Below are 13,430 nucleotides of genomic sequence, written 5' to 3' on the forward strand. Positions count from 1 at the left end.
TCCTGAGCTGCAACCTTTACGTGCTGAAACGCCCTTCAAGCCGATGGCGTGAGCCGGGGTGAATGAGCCGTGCAGCGGTGACGGCGTCCTGGCCAGACCACGTACGGCGACGAATCAACAGGCAAGGCTCGCTGGGCTCGATGTGTAGCAATTGGCACGCCTGCTCATCGGCCAAGATGGCTTCTACCACATGCTCACCCTGGGTCAGCGGGGCCACCCGGCTGAGGTAGGCATAGGGGGTTTCCTGGGTGAAGTCTTGCTTGAGGTAATCGGGCGCTACCCGTGCGTTGACGAAGCGGTCCTCGATTTGCACGGGAACGTCATTTTCGTAGTGAACGATCACCGAATGAAACACCCGCTGGCTCTCACGTACATCCAAGGCCAAGGCGCGGCTGGCACGCCCTGTGTCTTCGGCCAGAAGGATGACTTTGCAGTGGTGGCGATGCCCCCTGGCGGCGATTTCGTCCGCGATGTTATTGACCTCGAACAAGGCCGATTGGGTTTTGGGCTCGGCTACGAAGGTACCGACACCCTGCATGCGCACCAGCAACCCTTCAGCGGTAAGCTCACGCAACGCACGGTTGATGGTCATACGGCTGAACCCCAACTGGCTCACCAGTTCGCTTTCAGAGGGCACCCGGTAATGAGGCGGCCAGTTACCGGCTTGAATCTGCTGCACGATCATTAGCTTGACGCGCGCATACAAGGGCGCAGGGCCCTCAGCCAAATGGTCAGCCAGCGAAGGAACAGTGGGCAACGTGGGCACAATAAGCCTCTGATGGAAAAGCGCTCGTGACGAGCCGGGTGGGTCAGTCGGCGGAACGCCAGATCAGCTTGGACGTGTCATAGCCCTGTTGACGCGCCCTGGCCAGCATCCTCTGCTGGGTCTCTTCACTGACGGTGGGCGTACGCGCCAGCAGCCATAGGTATTTACGCTCCGGGTCACCCACTACGACTTCGGTGTAGCCCGCATTGAGGTCGAGAATCCAGTAGTCACCCCTGGTGAGGCTAGGCGCCAGGCGCGAAAACCAGTTGTCGAACACGACCCACAACTTGTCGCTCTTGCCCGGCACTTGCTGAGTCGCAGTGCCTTGGGCCTGTTCGAAGGTGCCATCCTTTGTCTTGCAGCGGTTGAGCACGTCTACGCTACCGTTGGCGTTGAGCGTGTAATGGGCTTCGGATTGCACGCATTTACGCTGGAAGAACATAGGCAACCGGGCGATTTCATACCAAGTGCCCTGATAGCGCTTAAGGTCTACCTTGCCGGCGGTCTTGGGCTCTACCTCGCCGGTGCCTGCATTGCTGCAGGCGGCCAGCACGCCCCCACAGATCAACAACAGCAGCAACTTGCTCAGGTTGGAAAACACACTGTAACGGCTAGCCATGGGCCAACACTCCTTGTTCGAGAGGGTGACACGTGAAGGGCCTGGCCGCTTGCGCGCCAACCCCTTGCAAGCGGCAGGGTTAATCAAGTGCTTCGGTAGGTTCCAGTGCTTGCACCTTGCGTTCGAGGGCAAGGCGTAGCTCAGGGTCAACCACGCCAGCATCGTAAAGGGCCGCTATGTACCCCAATGCCATGCCCATCATCAACACCTGCTCAGGGCCTTTGGCCGCTCGGCTGATGGCAGCCAGACGCCGGTCAATGGCACGCGCGATCTTTTCGGGAAGGTCCTGTTCAGTCATTGCCGTTCCAATAGGTTGCCGTTGGGCTTGGACGGCAGGCCATTGATGAGGTTCCGACCCGAATCAAATGTCATCCTGGCGTAAAACGCGCGATTTAACGCACATGGCCCTTGAGTTTGCCGCAAAACGGCCGACTGAGTGGTTATTCAGGCCTTTAAGCCTACCTGCCTTCCTTATTAGCCTTACAGCCCGAGCCTTCACACCATGACCGCTAACCTGAAATTCAGCCACAAGATATTACTCGTGGCAGGGCTGATAGTGGCCCTCGCATTCGCAGGCTTTACCCTGTTCAACGACTACCGTCAGCGTCAAACCCTGCAAGCGCAGACTGAAAGCTCATTGGCGCAGCTGGGCGCGCTGACCGCCAGCAACGTCCAAACCTGGCTGACCAGCCGCATGCAACTGGTAGAGTCCATGGCGCAGCAGATGGCGGCAAAAGGGCCTGAGGCTGAAGGGCTACAAGGCATCATTGGCCTACCGGTTTACCCTGCCAACTTCCAATTGAGTTATTTCGGCGGCCGTGACGGCCTGATGTTCTCGGTGCCCGCCGGTAACCGGGCAGCTGACTATGACCCGCGTGTACGCGGCTGGTACAAGGCTGCCGACACCGCTGGCCGTACCGTGGTCACCGAACCCTACGTAGCCGCATCCTCGGGCAAGCTGGTGATTACCGTGGCGTCGCCGGTACAGCGCGGCAGCGAGCGTTTGGGTGTTGCCGGTGCCGACATCGATCTGGGGCAAGTGAGCGACATCATCAACTCGCTGAACTTTGACGGGCATGGCCTTGCATTCCTGGTAAGCGCCCAAGGCAAGATCCTGATCCACCCGGATGCCAAACTGGCGCTCAAACCGCTGACCGAGGCCTACCCGCAGGGCGCACCTGCGCTGACCCCTGGTCTCAAAGAAATGAACGTCAACGGCAAGGCTCAGTTCATTACCTTCACGCCCCTCAAGGGTGTGCCGTCCGCTGACTGGTACGTGGCAACGGTGCTGGATAAGTCTGCAGCCCTCGCCATGCTAGGTGAGTTCAGGTCGTCGGCCGTGATCGCCATGGTCATTGCAGTTGTGGTCATCATCGCCCTGTTAGGCCTGTTGATCCGTGTGCTCATGGCGCCCTTGCACCTGATGAACAAAGCCCTACAAGACATCGCTGCCGGCGAAGGCGATTTGACGCGCCGGCTGGTGATCCATGGCCGGGACGAGTTTGGCACCCTGGGGCAGTCATTCAATCAGTTCGTAGAGCGTATTCACGAATCGATCCGCGAAGTGGCGTCGGCAACGGCACAGGTGAACCAAGTAGCGCTGCGCGTCGTAGAAACCTCCAACGCGTCGATGCTTAATTCTGACCAGCAAGCCGGGCGTACCAGTAGCGTGGCGGCCGCCATCAATGAGTTGGGCGCCGCTGCCCAGGAAATCGCGCAGAACGCAGCACTCGCCTCCCAACACTCCAGCGATGCTCGTGGCTTGGCCCAGGAAGGCCAGCAGGTTGTAGGCCGTACCATTACAAGCCTGGGGCAGTTGTCGACAAACATCAGTGACTCGTGCACGAACATCGAGACCCTCAACACCAACACAACCAACATCGGGCAGATTCTCGACGTTATCAGTGGGATCTCTCAGCAAACCAACCTGTTGGCGCTCAACGCCGCTATCGAGGCGGCCCGTGCCGGTGAGGCGGGCCGTGGCTTTGCCGTGGTCGCTGATGAAGTACGTAACCTGGCACACCGCACCCAAGAGTCGGCGCATCAGGTACAGGTGCTGATCGAGGAGCTTCAGCAAGGCGCACGCCAGGCTGTCGGCACCATGACCGAGAGCCAGCGCCAAAGCGAAGCGAGTGTGAACGTTGCTAACCAGGCAGGCGAGCGCTTGACCAGCGTCACGCAGCGAATCGGTGAAATCGATGGTATGAACCAATCGGTAGCCACTGCTACGGAGGAGCAAACCGCAGTGGTAGAGGCCATTAACCAAGACATTACGGAAATCAACACCCTGAACCAGGAAGGTGTTGAGAACTTGCAGTCCACACTCAAGGCATGCGAAGAGCTGGAAAGCCAGGTGAGCCGCCTGCGTCAGCTAGTGGGCAGCTTCCGTATCTGAAACCAGGCGCCTGCCGCTCGTTGGCAGGCGCCTTTTGCACTGCAAGACCGCCAGAGGTTACTGGTGGTAACCCGTCACACGCTCTACTTCTTCCTTGGAACCCAGGTAGACCGCTACGCGCTGGTGCAAGCCTTCAGGCTGGATATCCAGGATGCGCTGGTGACCATCGGTAGAGGCACCTCCTGCCTGCTCGATCAGGAAGGACATTGGGTTGGCCTCGTACATCAAGCGCAGCTTGCCTGGCTTCGACGGGTCACGGCTGTCGCGTGGGTACATGAAGATCCCGCCGCGCGTCAGGATGCGGTGCACATCGGCAACCATGGCGGCAACCCAACGCATGTTGTAATCCTTGCCCAGCGGGCCGTCCTGGCCTGCGAGCAATTCGTCTACGTAACGCTTGACCGGGGCTTCCCAATGGCGCTGATTGGACATGTTGATCGCGAACTCGGCCGTCGCCGTGGGCACCTGGATGTTTTCATGGGTAAGCACGAAGCTGCCCAATTCGCGGTCCAGGGTAAAGCCAATCACGCCGTCGCCCAAGGTGAGCACCAGCATGGTCTGTGGGCCGTAGATGGCATACCCCGCAGCAACCTGACGGGTGCCTGGCTGGAGGAAGGCCTGGTCGTTGAGGGCGTCGTTCTGGCTCAGGTACTGATCGGGGCAACGCAGCACCGAGAAGATGGTGCCTACCGACACGTTCACGTCGATGTTTGAGGAGCCATCCAGGGGGTCGAACACCAGCAGGTATGCACCCTTGGGGTAACGGCCTGGAATCTGGTAGGCGTTGTCCATTTCCTCAGACGCCATACCCGCCAAGTGGCCGCCCCACTCGTTGGCTTCCAGCAGAATTTCATTGGACAGGACGTCCAGTTTTTTCTGGACCTCACCCTGGACGTTTTCAGTGCCCATGCTGCCCAGCACGCCACCTAGGGCGCCTTTCTGTACCTGATGGGCGATGGCCTTGCACGCACGGGCGACCACCTCGATGAGGAAGCGCAGATCGGCAGGGGTATTGTTGCTGCGCGTCTGCTCGATCAGGTAGCGACTCAGGGTTACGGACGACATGGAAAAGCTCCGGTTCCGGGGAGAGGGGGTAAAAACCCGCGCAGTTTACAGGGGGAAGGTAAACCAAGCCATGTACGGAATATAACGACACGACCACGCAGGGGCCGCGATCCAGCGGCTCGCGTGAGACCGCTGAAGGGGGGCGGAGTTCATTGGCCTGGCTCTCACCCATAGCCGCACAGCTTGCTGGCGACCGGCCCAACATCGGCGGCGAGCCAGTCGCTGGCAAGCCGGGCTGCTACGTCAAGGGCGACTTCAGACCTTGTAGCAGCACAGCTTGCTGGCGACCGACCCTACATCGGCGGTGAAGCTGGTCGCCAGCAAGCCGGGCTGCTGTTACAGCGCTTTCCAGATTTGCTGCGCGTACTCCCTGATGGTGCGGTCAGAGGAGAACCACCCCATCCTGGCCGTGTTAAGGATCGCCGAGCGCCACCACTGTTTAGGATGCCGCCACATTTCTTCGACCTTCATCTGAGCGGCCCAATAGGCTTCGAAGTCTGCACACACCAAGAAGTGGTCATAACTCTGCAACCCATCGATCAGGCCTGCGTAGCGCGTTGGATCGTCCGGGGAGAACACCCCACCGCGAATGGCTTGCAGCACATCGTTCAGACGATGAGAGTTGGCCACGTCCTGATGAGCACTGTAGTTACCGGCCTGCTTGCGTGCCTCTACCTCATCCGCTTTCAAACCGAAGATGAACATGTGTTCCGCGCCCACATTGCTGCACATCTCAACGTTGGCGCCGTCCATAGTGCCAATGGTCAGCGCGCCATTGAGGCCGAACTTCATGTTACTGGTGCCTGAGGCCTCATAGCCCGCCGTGGAGATCTGCTCGGACAAGTCTGCCGCCGGAATGATGCTTTCGGCCAGGCTGACGTTGTAGTTAGGCAGGAACGCCACTTTTAACAGGCCACGGACCGTAGGGTCGTTATTGACCGTGCGTGCGATGTCGTTAGCCAATTTGATGATGAGTTTGGCCTGGTGATAGCTGGCCGCTGCCTTGCCCGCGAAAATCTTGACCCGCGGCACCCAAGGGCGCTCGGGCGTAGCGCGGATAGCCTGGTACAGCGCCACCGTGTGTAGCAGGTTGAGCAGTTGGCGCTTGTACTCGTGGATACGCTTGACCTGTACGTCAAACAGGGCTTTGGGGTCTACCGCCACGCCTATGCGGTCCTGAATGATCCGCGCCAGGGCTTCTTTACTGTGCAGGCGCTGCTCCGTGAACCTGCGCTGGAACACTGCGTCGTCGGCAAAGGCTTCGAGGCCCTTGAGCATCCCTTCCGGGTCATCGAGTACGCCTGCGCCGAGTTTGTCCACCAGCATGGCGGTCAGCTTCGGATTGGCCTGGTACAGCCAGCGACGGAAGGTAATGCCGTTGGTTTTATTGTTGATGCGCTCAGGGTAAAGCGAGTTCAGGTCTGAGAATACCGTGCTGCGCATCAAGTCTGTGTGCAACGCTGACACGCCGTTGATGCTATGGGAGCCCAGAAACGCCAGGTTGCCCATCCGTACGCGGCGGCCATTGCCTTCCTCGATCAAGGAAACCGCCCGTAGCAGTTCGATATCGTGCGTGCCTTTTTCCCGCAGCCCGTCAATGTGCTGGGCGTTGATCAGGTAAATGATCTGCATGTGCCGAGGCAACATGCGCTCCATCAAGCCCACCGGCCAGGTTTCCAAGGCCTCTGGTAGCAGCGTGTGGTTCGTGTAGCTGAGGGTATCGACCGTCACCTTCCACGCCTCATCCCACGGCAGTTGATGGATGTCTACCAGCAAGCGCATTAGCTCGGCTACGGCAATGGAGGGGTGTGTATCGTTCATCTGAATAGCGACGTGTTCGCCCAGTGAGTTGACGCTGTCATGCACATTCACATGGCGGCGCAGCAAATCCTGCAGCGAGGCAGACACGAAGAAAAACTCCTGCCGCAGCCGCAACTCCTGACCGGCCTCGGTGCTGTCCGCTGGGTACAACACCCTGGAGATACTTTCAGCGCGGGCCACGTCCGCCACCGCGCCCAAGTGGTCACCGGCGTTGAAGCGCTCCAGGTGCAACTCTTCCATGGCCCGGGCGCGCCACAGGCGAAGGGTGTTCACGCTAGCACCACGCCACCCCACTACTGGGGTGTCGTACGCCACCGCACGCACGGTTTCAGCGGGCCGCCAGACCTGTCTGGCGGCGCCGTCAGCTTCGACGGTGCCTTCAACATGGCCACCGAAGCTGATGGGGTAAATGACTTCAGGGCGTTCAAACTCCCAAGGGTTGCCGAAGTCGAGCCAGTTCTCAGTCTGCTCCTGCTGCCAGCCGTCAATGATGGCCTGACGGAACAGCCCGTGCTCATACCGAATACCGTAGCCATGCGCAGCCACACCCAAAGTGGACATGCTTTCCATGAAGCACGCAGCCAGGCGGCCCAAGCCACCATTGCCCAATGCGGCGTCTGGTTCGAGCAGGCGGATTTTGTCCAGGTCCACGCCCAGACCATCCAGTGCTTCGCGGGCTATCTCAAGGATGCCCATGTTGCTGAGGCTGTCGACCAGCAAGCGCCCTATCAAGAACTCAAGCGAGAGGTAATACACCCGTTTCTGCTGGCTACGGTAGATCTGTCGGGTATGGCCCATCCAATGATCGACCATGTGGTCCCTGGCAGCCAATGCAATGGCTTCGAACCAGTCATGATCGAATGCATGTTCGGGGTCCTTGCCAACCGCGTAGGTCAGTTTGGCGAGTACAGCGGCGCGAAATTCGTCCACATCGACTTTGACTTTTCGGGTGAGCGGTTCCTGAGACATTTGCAGCCCTCAATGGCGATAAATTTTCAACAGAGGTGAAATCAGCCTAGACGTTTCGACCCAGGGTGCTAGGGCAGGTTCGAGAAAACTCTTGGCGGCAAAGGTACGAACGGCCATTGAACCTTCTGACGAGGCAGGTATGATCGCGCGCCCGCTTCTCTAGATTCCCCAGCCATGAAACCCACCTTGATTGCCGCCGCCGAGCTCGACCGCCTCGAAACCTGGCAGAAATACGCTAGCCATATGTGTGGTGGCTGCGTTTCCAGTTGTTGCACCCTGCCGGTCGAAGTGCGCATCAAAGACCTGATTCGTATTGGCGTGGTAGATGAGTTTGAAAAAGACGAGCCTCCCAAAAACGTTGCAAAGCGCTTACAGAAGGAGGGTATCGTCGAGCGATTCAATCAGAAAAGCGGTATTTTCACCCTGACCCGCATGAGCAACGACGACTGCCTGTACCTGGACCGTAAAACCCGCCTGTGTACCATCTACGATAAACGGCCCGACACCTGCCGCAATCATCCCAAAATCGGCCCACGCCCAGGCTACTGTGCGTACAAACCCAAGCCGCTGGCACGCTAGCCCTTGCTGCTGCGGCGCACTCTGCGGCTGCCTACATAAACCGATACGCTACGACCCTTCCTAAATGCGCACGTAAGGGTCACCATCGACGCCTGGTCAGTGACGGCGAAGCGCATGGACATTCAGTGGTGGTATTGGGCAGTAGGCGGCATGGCATTGATGCTGCTCGAACTCCTGCTCGCTTCATTCTTCATTATCTGGTTCGGCTTGGGCGCCCTCGGCGTAGCCCTGCTGGTATGGCTCGCGCCGTCGGTTGGCCTCGGCGTACAGCTGCTCGCCTGGGCGTTTACTTCGGTCGTGCTTACCCTCCTCTGGTTCAAAGTATTTCGAGCAGACAGGCAACCCGGCCTTCAGTGGTCTGCAGAAGACGCCATTGGTGAGGTAGGCCTGCTCACCACAACGGTCTCCCCCTTCCAGCGAGGCAAGGTGCGCTTTCAAAAACCCCTGATGGGCACGGACGAATGGCCGTGCCTGGCCGACGCTCACATCAACGCAGGGGAGCGCGTTCAGGTATTGGCCGTGGAAGGCAACCTCGTTCGCGTAGGCCTCCCCACCCTGCCATAAGGCTCAAACAGAGAAGGAGTTCCCGCATGAATCCCGCACTTATCATTCCCCTGGTCCTGTTTATCTTCGTGGTGGTCACCATCGCCAAAGGCGTACGCCTGGTGCCCCAAGGCCAGGAGTGGATCGTAGAGCGCCTGGGGCGATATCGCGTCACCCTAAAGCCCGGCTTGAACTTCCTGATCCCCTACATGGATCGGGTTGGCTACAAGATGAGTACCAAGGACCTCATCCTGGACATCCAGCAACAGGAAGTCATCACGCGCGACAATGCCGTTTTACTGGCCAACGCCCTGTGCTTCGCCAAAATCACAGACCCTACCAAAGCGGCCTATGGCATCGAAAACTACGACCAGGCGGTGCGCAGCCTGACCATGACCAGCCTGCGCTCGATCATTGGCGGCATGGACCTGGACGAGGCGCTCTCCTCCCGAGACAAGATCAAGGCGCTGCTACGCGATGCCATGGCGGAACAGACCATCGACTGGGGTATTACCATTCGCTCGGTAGAGATTCAGGACATCAAGCCGTCGGAGTCCATGCAGCGTGCCATGGAACTGCAAGCTGCGGCGGAGCGAGAGAGAAAAGCAACCGTCACGCGAGCCGAGGGGGCTAAAACCGCTGCCATTCTGGAAGCCGAGGCGCGGCTTGAGTCCGCCAAGCGCGACGGCGATGCCCAAGTCACCCTGGCCAACGCGTCGGCCCAGGCCATCGAACGCGTCAAGGCCGCCATTGGCACTGATACCGGGCCAATGGTGTATTTGCTGGGCGAAAAGTACATCGCTGCAATGGAAAAGCTCTCCACCAGTAATAACGCCAAGACGATTGTGTTGCCGGCAGACATCCAGGAAACCATTGGTGGGCTGATGGGGCGAGTAAAGGGCCGATAACGGCGCTGTGCGAACCCCCGCCCACAAAAAAGCCCTGTCGCCGTGAGGTGACAGGGCTTAGTTTTAGAGACAGCCTTGTCGGCTGTCGCTAGGCCTTACTTCGAGGCGCGTTTACGCTCGTTTTCGTTCAGCACTTTCTTACGCAGGCGGATCGACTTCGGCGTTACTTCAACCAGCTCGTCGTCCTGGATGAATTCCAATGCCTGCTCAAGGGTGAACTTGATCGGCGGAACCAGGGCGATGGTTTCGTCTTTGCCCGAAGCACGCATGTTGTCGAGCTTCTTACCCTTGGTGGGATTCACACCCAGGTCATTATCACGGCTGTTCAAGCCCACTACCTGGCCTTCATAGATATCCTGGCCGTGATCGATGAACAGCTTGCCACGCGCCTGCAGGGTTTCCAGCGAGTAGGTCAGTGCCTTGCCGGTAGCCACGGATACCAGTACGCCGTTTTGGCGGCCGGACATGTCGCCCGACTTCATCGGGGCGTAACGGTCGAAGATCGAGGTCAGGATACCTGCACCGGAGGTGAGGGTCAGGAACTCGTTACGGAAACCGATCAGGCCACGCGCAGGAATGTTGTACTCCAGGCGAACGCGGCCTTTGCCATCCGGAACCATGTTGGTCAGGTCGCCTTTGCGAAGACCCATTTGCTCCATGATGGCGCCTTGGGAATCTTCTGGCAGGTCGATAGTGACGTTTTCGAACGGTTCGTGCTTCTCGCCGTCAATCTGACGGATGATCACTTCCGGACGGCCTACGGCCATCTCGAAGCCTTCACGGCGCATGGTTTCGATCAGTACCGAAAGGTGCAGCTCACCACGGCCAGATACCTTGAACTTGTCGGCCGAGTCGCCTTCTTCAACGCGCAGGGCAACGTTATAGAGCAGTTCTTTGTCCAGACGCTCTTTGATGTTACGGCTGGTGACGAACTTGCCTTCCTTGCCGCAGAACGGCGAGTCGTTGACCTGGAAGGTCATCGAAACGGTTGGCTCGTCTACGGTCAGCGGCTTCATTGCTTCGATGTTGTTTGGATCGCACAGGGTGTCGGAGATGAACAGCTCTTCGAAACCGCTGATGCACACGATGTCGCCGGCGGCGGCTTCTTCAACGTCAACGCGGTGAAGGCCGTGGTGACCCATCAGCTTCAAGATACGACCGTTGCGCTTCTTGCCATTGGCATCGATAGCTACAACCGGGGTGTTTGGCTTGACGCGACCACGAGCGATACGACCAACGCCGATAACGCCCAGGAAGCTGTTGTAGTCCAGCGCCGAGATCTGCATCTGGAACGGCCCATCACGGTCTACGGCAGGCGCTGGAACATTGTCCACGACCGCCTGGTACAGCGGGGTCATGTCTTCGGCCATGTCGGTATGATCCAGACCGGCAATGCCATTCAAGGCCGAGGCGTAGACGACTTTGAAGTCCAGCTGCTCTTCGGTAGCACCCAGGTTGTCGAACAGATCGAAGATCTGGTCCAGAACCCAATCCGGACGCGCACCAGGACGGTCAACTTTGTTGATTACAACGATCGGCCGCAGGCCCGCTTCGAACGCCTTCTTGGTTACGAAGCGAGTTTGTGGCATAGGGCCGTCCTGGGCATCAACCAGCAGCAGCACGGAGTCCACCATGGACATCACGCGCTCTACTTCACCGCCGAAGTCGGCGTGGCCAGGGGTGTCCACGATGTTGATATCGTAGCCGTTCCACTTGATTGCGGTGTTTTTCGCCAGGATGGTAATGCCACGCTCTTTTTCCTGGTCGTTGGAGTCCATCACGCGCTCGTCGTTGAGCTCGTTACGCTCAAGGGTGCCCGACTGGCGCAAAAGCTTGTCAACGAGGGTAGTTTTACCGTGGTCAACGTGAGCAATGATGGCGATGTTGCGTAGATTTTCGATCACTTGTGTATCTCGATCAGAGGATTCGGTGTGCCGTACGGTGTCATACGGCCAATAGCAAAAACTGGGGTCAAGCAGCCCGGTGGTCGGGAGGGCGATGGCGGATGCTGCCGCCATTAAGCCCCGGAACTCTATGCCGGACGATAAACGCGCACATTGGCGTGCCCCTCGCTGAGCAGGTGATGAGCATGCAGCCTGCTCATGACACCTTTATCGCAATACAACAGGTATTGCCGACCAGGATCGAGATCCTTGAATCGGCTGTTCAGTGCATAAAACGGTAGTGCTTGCACTTGCGCGCCCTCGACCAGCAACGGGTCATCTTCCTGGGCGTCGGGGTGGCGAATGTCCAGTACCACATGGCCAGCCAATGCCTGGGTCAGCTCCTCGACTTCCACGTGCTGGCCGAGCTCATCGATAACGTTATCGATGGACACCAGACGGGCACGCTGCAAGGCGCTTTCCAGCACCGCCATGTCGAAGTGCTGCTCTTCACGCTCGATACGGTAGCCGCGAGCGCTGGTCGTAGGGTTTACCGAGATCACGCCGCAGTATTCTGGCATATGCTTGGCGAAATCTGCCGTACCAATGGCCGTGGCGGTGTCGATGATGTCCTGCTTATGCGTGGCGAGCAATGGCCGCAGCACCAAGGTGGGGGTTACAGCATCGATTACAGCCAGGTTCGTCAGCGTTTGGCTGGACACCTGGGAGATCGCCTCACCGGTTACCAAGGCATGTATGTCAAGACGCTCGGCCATGCGGCTGGCTGCTCGCAGCATCATGCGCTTGAGGATAACACCCATCTGGCTGTCATCCACTTTGGCAAGGATTTCGCCCACTACTTCTTCGAAGGGCACACTGATAAACAACACACGGTGCGAACTGCCGTATTTTTTCCAAAGGAAGTGCGCAACTTCCATTACCCCCAATTCATGGGCACGGCCGCCCAGGTTGAAGAAGCAGAAGTGCGTCATCAACCCCCGGCGCATCATTTGATAAGCCGCCACGGTGGAATCGAACCCGCCAGACATCAATACCAGGGTTTGCTCCAATGCGCCGAGCGGATAGCCCCCGATCCCCTTGTGCTGCCCATGCACCACGAACAGACGCTGGTCGCGAATCTCCATTCGCACGCGGACTTCGGGGTGCTTGAGGTCGATGCCTGCTGCTGCGCACTGTTCGCGCAACTGGCTGCCAACATAGCGGTCAACGTCCATGGACGAAAAGGTATGCCGCCCGCCTCGCTTGCAGCGCACTGAAAAGCGCTTGCCTGGTAGGAGGTGGCCGAAGTGAAGCTTGCATTTGGCGACGATGTCGTCGAAGTCCCCCAAAGGGTACTCATCCACCTGCAGGAAGTGGGTAATGCCGGGGGTGCAGCTCAAACGCTCCATGAGCTCTTTGAGCACCTTGGCATCGGTCACCATGGTTTGGATCTCGATATTGTCCCACACGCCGGTCACGGCAATGCCGGGATCCAGGTCACGCAACACCGAACGGATGTTTTTCGAAAGCTGGCGGATGAACTGTTTGCGCACCGGCGGGCTTTTAATGGTGATCTCGGGGAAGACTTTAACGATCAGTTTCATGAACAGCGCGCGCAATCGCTCAGCTTGAAAAAAGGGGCGGTATTATAGCGGAAATTGTTCAAGCTTTGACCAACTATCTGCCGAAACTCATTGAGGCACCAAAATGGAACACCAGAATGCACGCGTGCGCCCATAGTGTGCAGACAAAAATTACCCAAGCGACCGAGGCCCCATAAAACCGGGCATTTGGGCCTTAATGCCCATCTCAGGGCACTGGCATGCAAATTGCTCCCTTGTGAGGCAGGTTGCCTTGGTCGATTATTCGACGGCAGCAATGA

The 13,430-nt window shown here is 58.5% G+C and carries 11 protein-coding genes and 1 pseudogene; 5 read left to right on the forward strand and 7 right to left on the reverse strand.

All coding sequences use genetic code 11. The annotated features are described in order from the left end of the window. Positions 1 to 16: 16 nt before the first annotated feature. The 3 genes from hutC to AC4LE2_RS19655 all read right to left on the reverse strand — a co-directional run bounded on the left by hutC (position 17) and on the right by AC4LE2_RS19655 (position 1,683). A complete protein-coding gene (gene hutC / locus AC4LE2_RS19645) occupies positions 17 to 766 on the reverse strand; it encodes a histidine utilization transcriptional repressor HutC (protein ID WP_491827637.1) in 750 nt (249 codons plus the stop codon). Between the two features lie 43 nt (positions 767 to 809). After that, entirely contained in the window at positions 810 to 1,355 is a 546-nt protein-coding gene (locus tag AC4LE2_RS19650) for a lipocalin family protein (protein ID WP_491828186.1), read from the reverse strand. Between the two features lie 109 nt (positions 1,356 to 1,464). Further along, positions 1,465 to 1,683, reverse strand: coding sequence for a hypothetical protein (locus tag AC4LE2_RS19655; RefSeq protein WP_491827639.1), 219 nt, complete (start codon positions 1,681 to 1,683; stop codon positions 1,465 to 1,467). 204 nt (positions 1,684 to 1,887) lie between these two features. On the opposite strand from AC4LE2_RS19655, the pseudogene AC4LE2_RS19660 reads away from it, so the two are divergent. Together AC4LE2_RS19660 and AC4LE2_RS19665 are read left to right on the forward strand one after the other, a co-directional pair. Beyond that, a pseudogene (locus tag AC4LE2_RS19660) lies at positions 1,888 to 2,925 on the forward strand (HAMP domain-containing protein); the annotation flags it as partial. A 90-nt stretch (positions 2,926 to 3,015) separates the two neighbouring features. After that, positions 3,016 to 3,780: a methyl-accepting chemotaxis protein gene (locus AC4LE2_RS19665; RefSeq protein ID WP_491828187.1), complete on the forward strand. Its 765-nt coding sequence runs from the start codon at positions 3,016 to 3,018 to the stop codon at positions 3,778 to 3,780. 57 nt (positions 3,781 to 3,837) lie between these two features. Here the strand turns inward: AC4LE2_RS19665 and AC4LE2_RS19670 are convergent, their stop codons facing one another. Both AC4LE2_RS19670 and AC4LE2_RS19675 read right to left on the reverse strand, forming a co-directional pair. Then, a complete protein-coding gene (locus AC4LE2_RS19670) occupies positions 3,838 to 4,845 on the reverse strand; it encodes a class 1 fructose-bisphosphatase (RefSeq protein WP_491827641.1) in 1,008 nt (335 codons plus the stop codon). A 336-nt stretch (positions 4,846 to 5,181) separates the two neighbouring features. Continuing rightward, positions 5,182 to 7,635 carry a glycogen/starch/alpha-glucan phosphorylase gene (locus tag AC4LE2_RS19675; RefSeq protein ID WP_491827642.1) on the reverse strand — a complete coding sequence of 818 codons (2,454 nt, stop codon included), beginning with the start codon at positions 7,633 to 7,635 and terminating at the stop codon, positions 5,182 to 5,184. Positions 7,636 to 7,809: 174 nt separating this feature from the next. Here AC4LE2_RS19675 and AC4LE2_RS19680 point away from each other — a divergent pair, with 174 nt between their 5' ends. The 3 genes from AC4LE2_RS19680 (at position 7,810) to AC4LE2_RS19690 (ending at position 9,665) form a co-directional block, all read left to right on the forward strand. After that, positions 7,810 to 8,214, forward strand: a complete 405-nt coding sequence (locus tag AC4LE2_RS19680; protein WP_491827644.1) for a YkgJ family cysteine cluster protein — start codon at positions 7,810 to 7,812, stop codon at positions 8,212 to 8,214. 114 nt (positions 8,215 to 8,328) lie between these two features. Further along, positions 8,329 to 8,778, forward strand: a complete 450-nt coding sequence (locus tag AC4LE2_RS19685; protein WP_491827646.1) for an NfeD family protein — start codon at positions 8,329 to 8,331, stop codon at positions 8,776 to 8,778. Between the two features lie 26 nt (positions 8,779 to 8,804). Beyond that, positions 8,805 to 9,665 (forward strand): SPFH domain-containing protein, encoded by an 861-nt coding sequence (locus AC4LE2_RS19690; protein ID WP_491827648.1) that lies wholly within the window; start codon positions 8,805 to 8,807, stop codon positions 9,663 to 9,665. A 95-nt stretch (positions 9,666 to 9,760) separates the two neighbouring features. Here AC4LE2_RS19690 and typA read toward each other — a convergent pair whose 3' ends face one another. Both typA and thiI read right to left on the reverse strand, forming a co-directional pair. Next, positions 9,761 to 11,569 carry a translational GTPase TypA gene (typA, locus tag AC4LE2_RS19695; protein ID WP_491828188.1) on the reverse strand — a complete coding sequence of 603 codons (1,809 nt, stop codon included), beginning with the start codon at positions 11,567 to 11,569 and terminating at the stop codon, positions 9,761 to 9,763. A gap of 128 nt (positions 11,570 to 11,697) precedes the next feature. After that, positions 11,698 to 13,152: a tRNA uracil 4-sulfurtransferase ThiI gene (thiI, locus tag AC4LE2_RS19700; RefSeq protein WP_491827650.1), complete on the reverse strand. Its 1,455-nt coding sequence runs from the start codon at positions 13,150 to 13,152 to the stop codon at positions 11,698 to 11,700. Positions 13,153 to 13,430: the final 278 nt, after the last annotated feature.

It is taken from the genome of Pseudomonas sp. 9.3L, assembly GCF_058536285.1.

What these genes read in the sequence shown, in the direction of transcription:
- AC4LE2_RS19655 (WP_491827639.1), bottom strand. Translation starts at nt 1,683, where the DNA reads ATGACTGAACAGGACCTTCCCGAAAAGATCGCGCGTGCCATTGACCGG.
- AC4LE2_RS19665 (WP_491828187.1), top strand. Translation starts at nt 3,016, where the DNA reads ATGCTTAATTCTGACCAGCAAGCCGGGCGTACCAGTAGCGTGGCGGCC.
- AC4LE2_RS19670 (WP_491827641.1), bottom strand. Translation starts at nt 4,845, where the DNA reads ATGTCGTCCGTAACCCTGAGTCGCTACCTGATCGAGCAGACGCGCAGC.
- AC4LE2_RS19675 (WP_491827642.1), bottom strand. Translation starts at nt 7,635, where the DNA reads ATGTCTCAGGAACCGCTCACCCGAAAAGTCAAAGTCGATGTGGACGAA.
- AC4LE2_RS19680 (WP_491827644.1), top strand. Translation starts at nt 7,810, where the DNA reads ATGAAACCCACCTTGATTGCCGCCGCCGAGCTCGACCGCCTCGAAACC.
- AC4LE2_RS19685 (WP_491827646.1), top strand. Translation starts at nt 8,329, where the DNA reads ATGGACATTCAGTGGTGGTATTGGGCAGTAGGCGGCATGGCATTGATG.
- AC4LE2_RS19690 (WP_491827648.1), top strand. Translation starts at nt 8,805, where the DNA reads ATGAATCCCGCACTTATCATTCCCCTGGTCCTGTTTATCTTCGTGGTG.
- thiI (WP_491827650.1), bottom strand. Translation starts at nt 13,152, where the DNA reads ATGAAACTGATCGTTAAAGTCTTCCCCGAGATCACCATTAAAAGCCCG.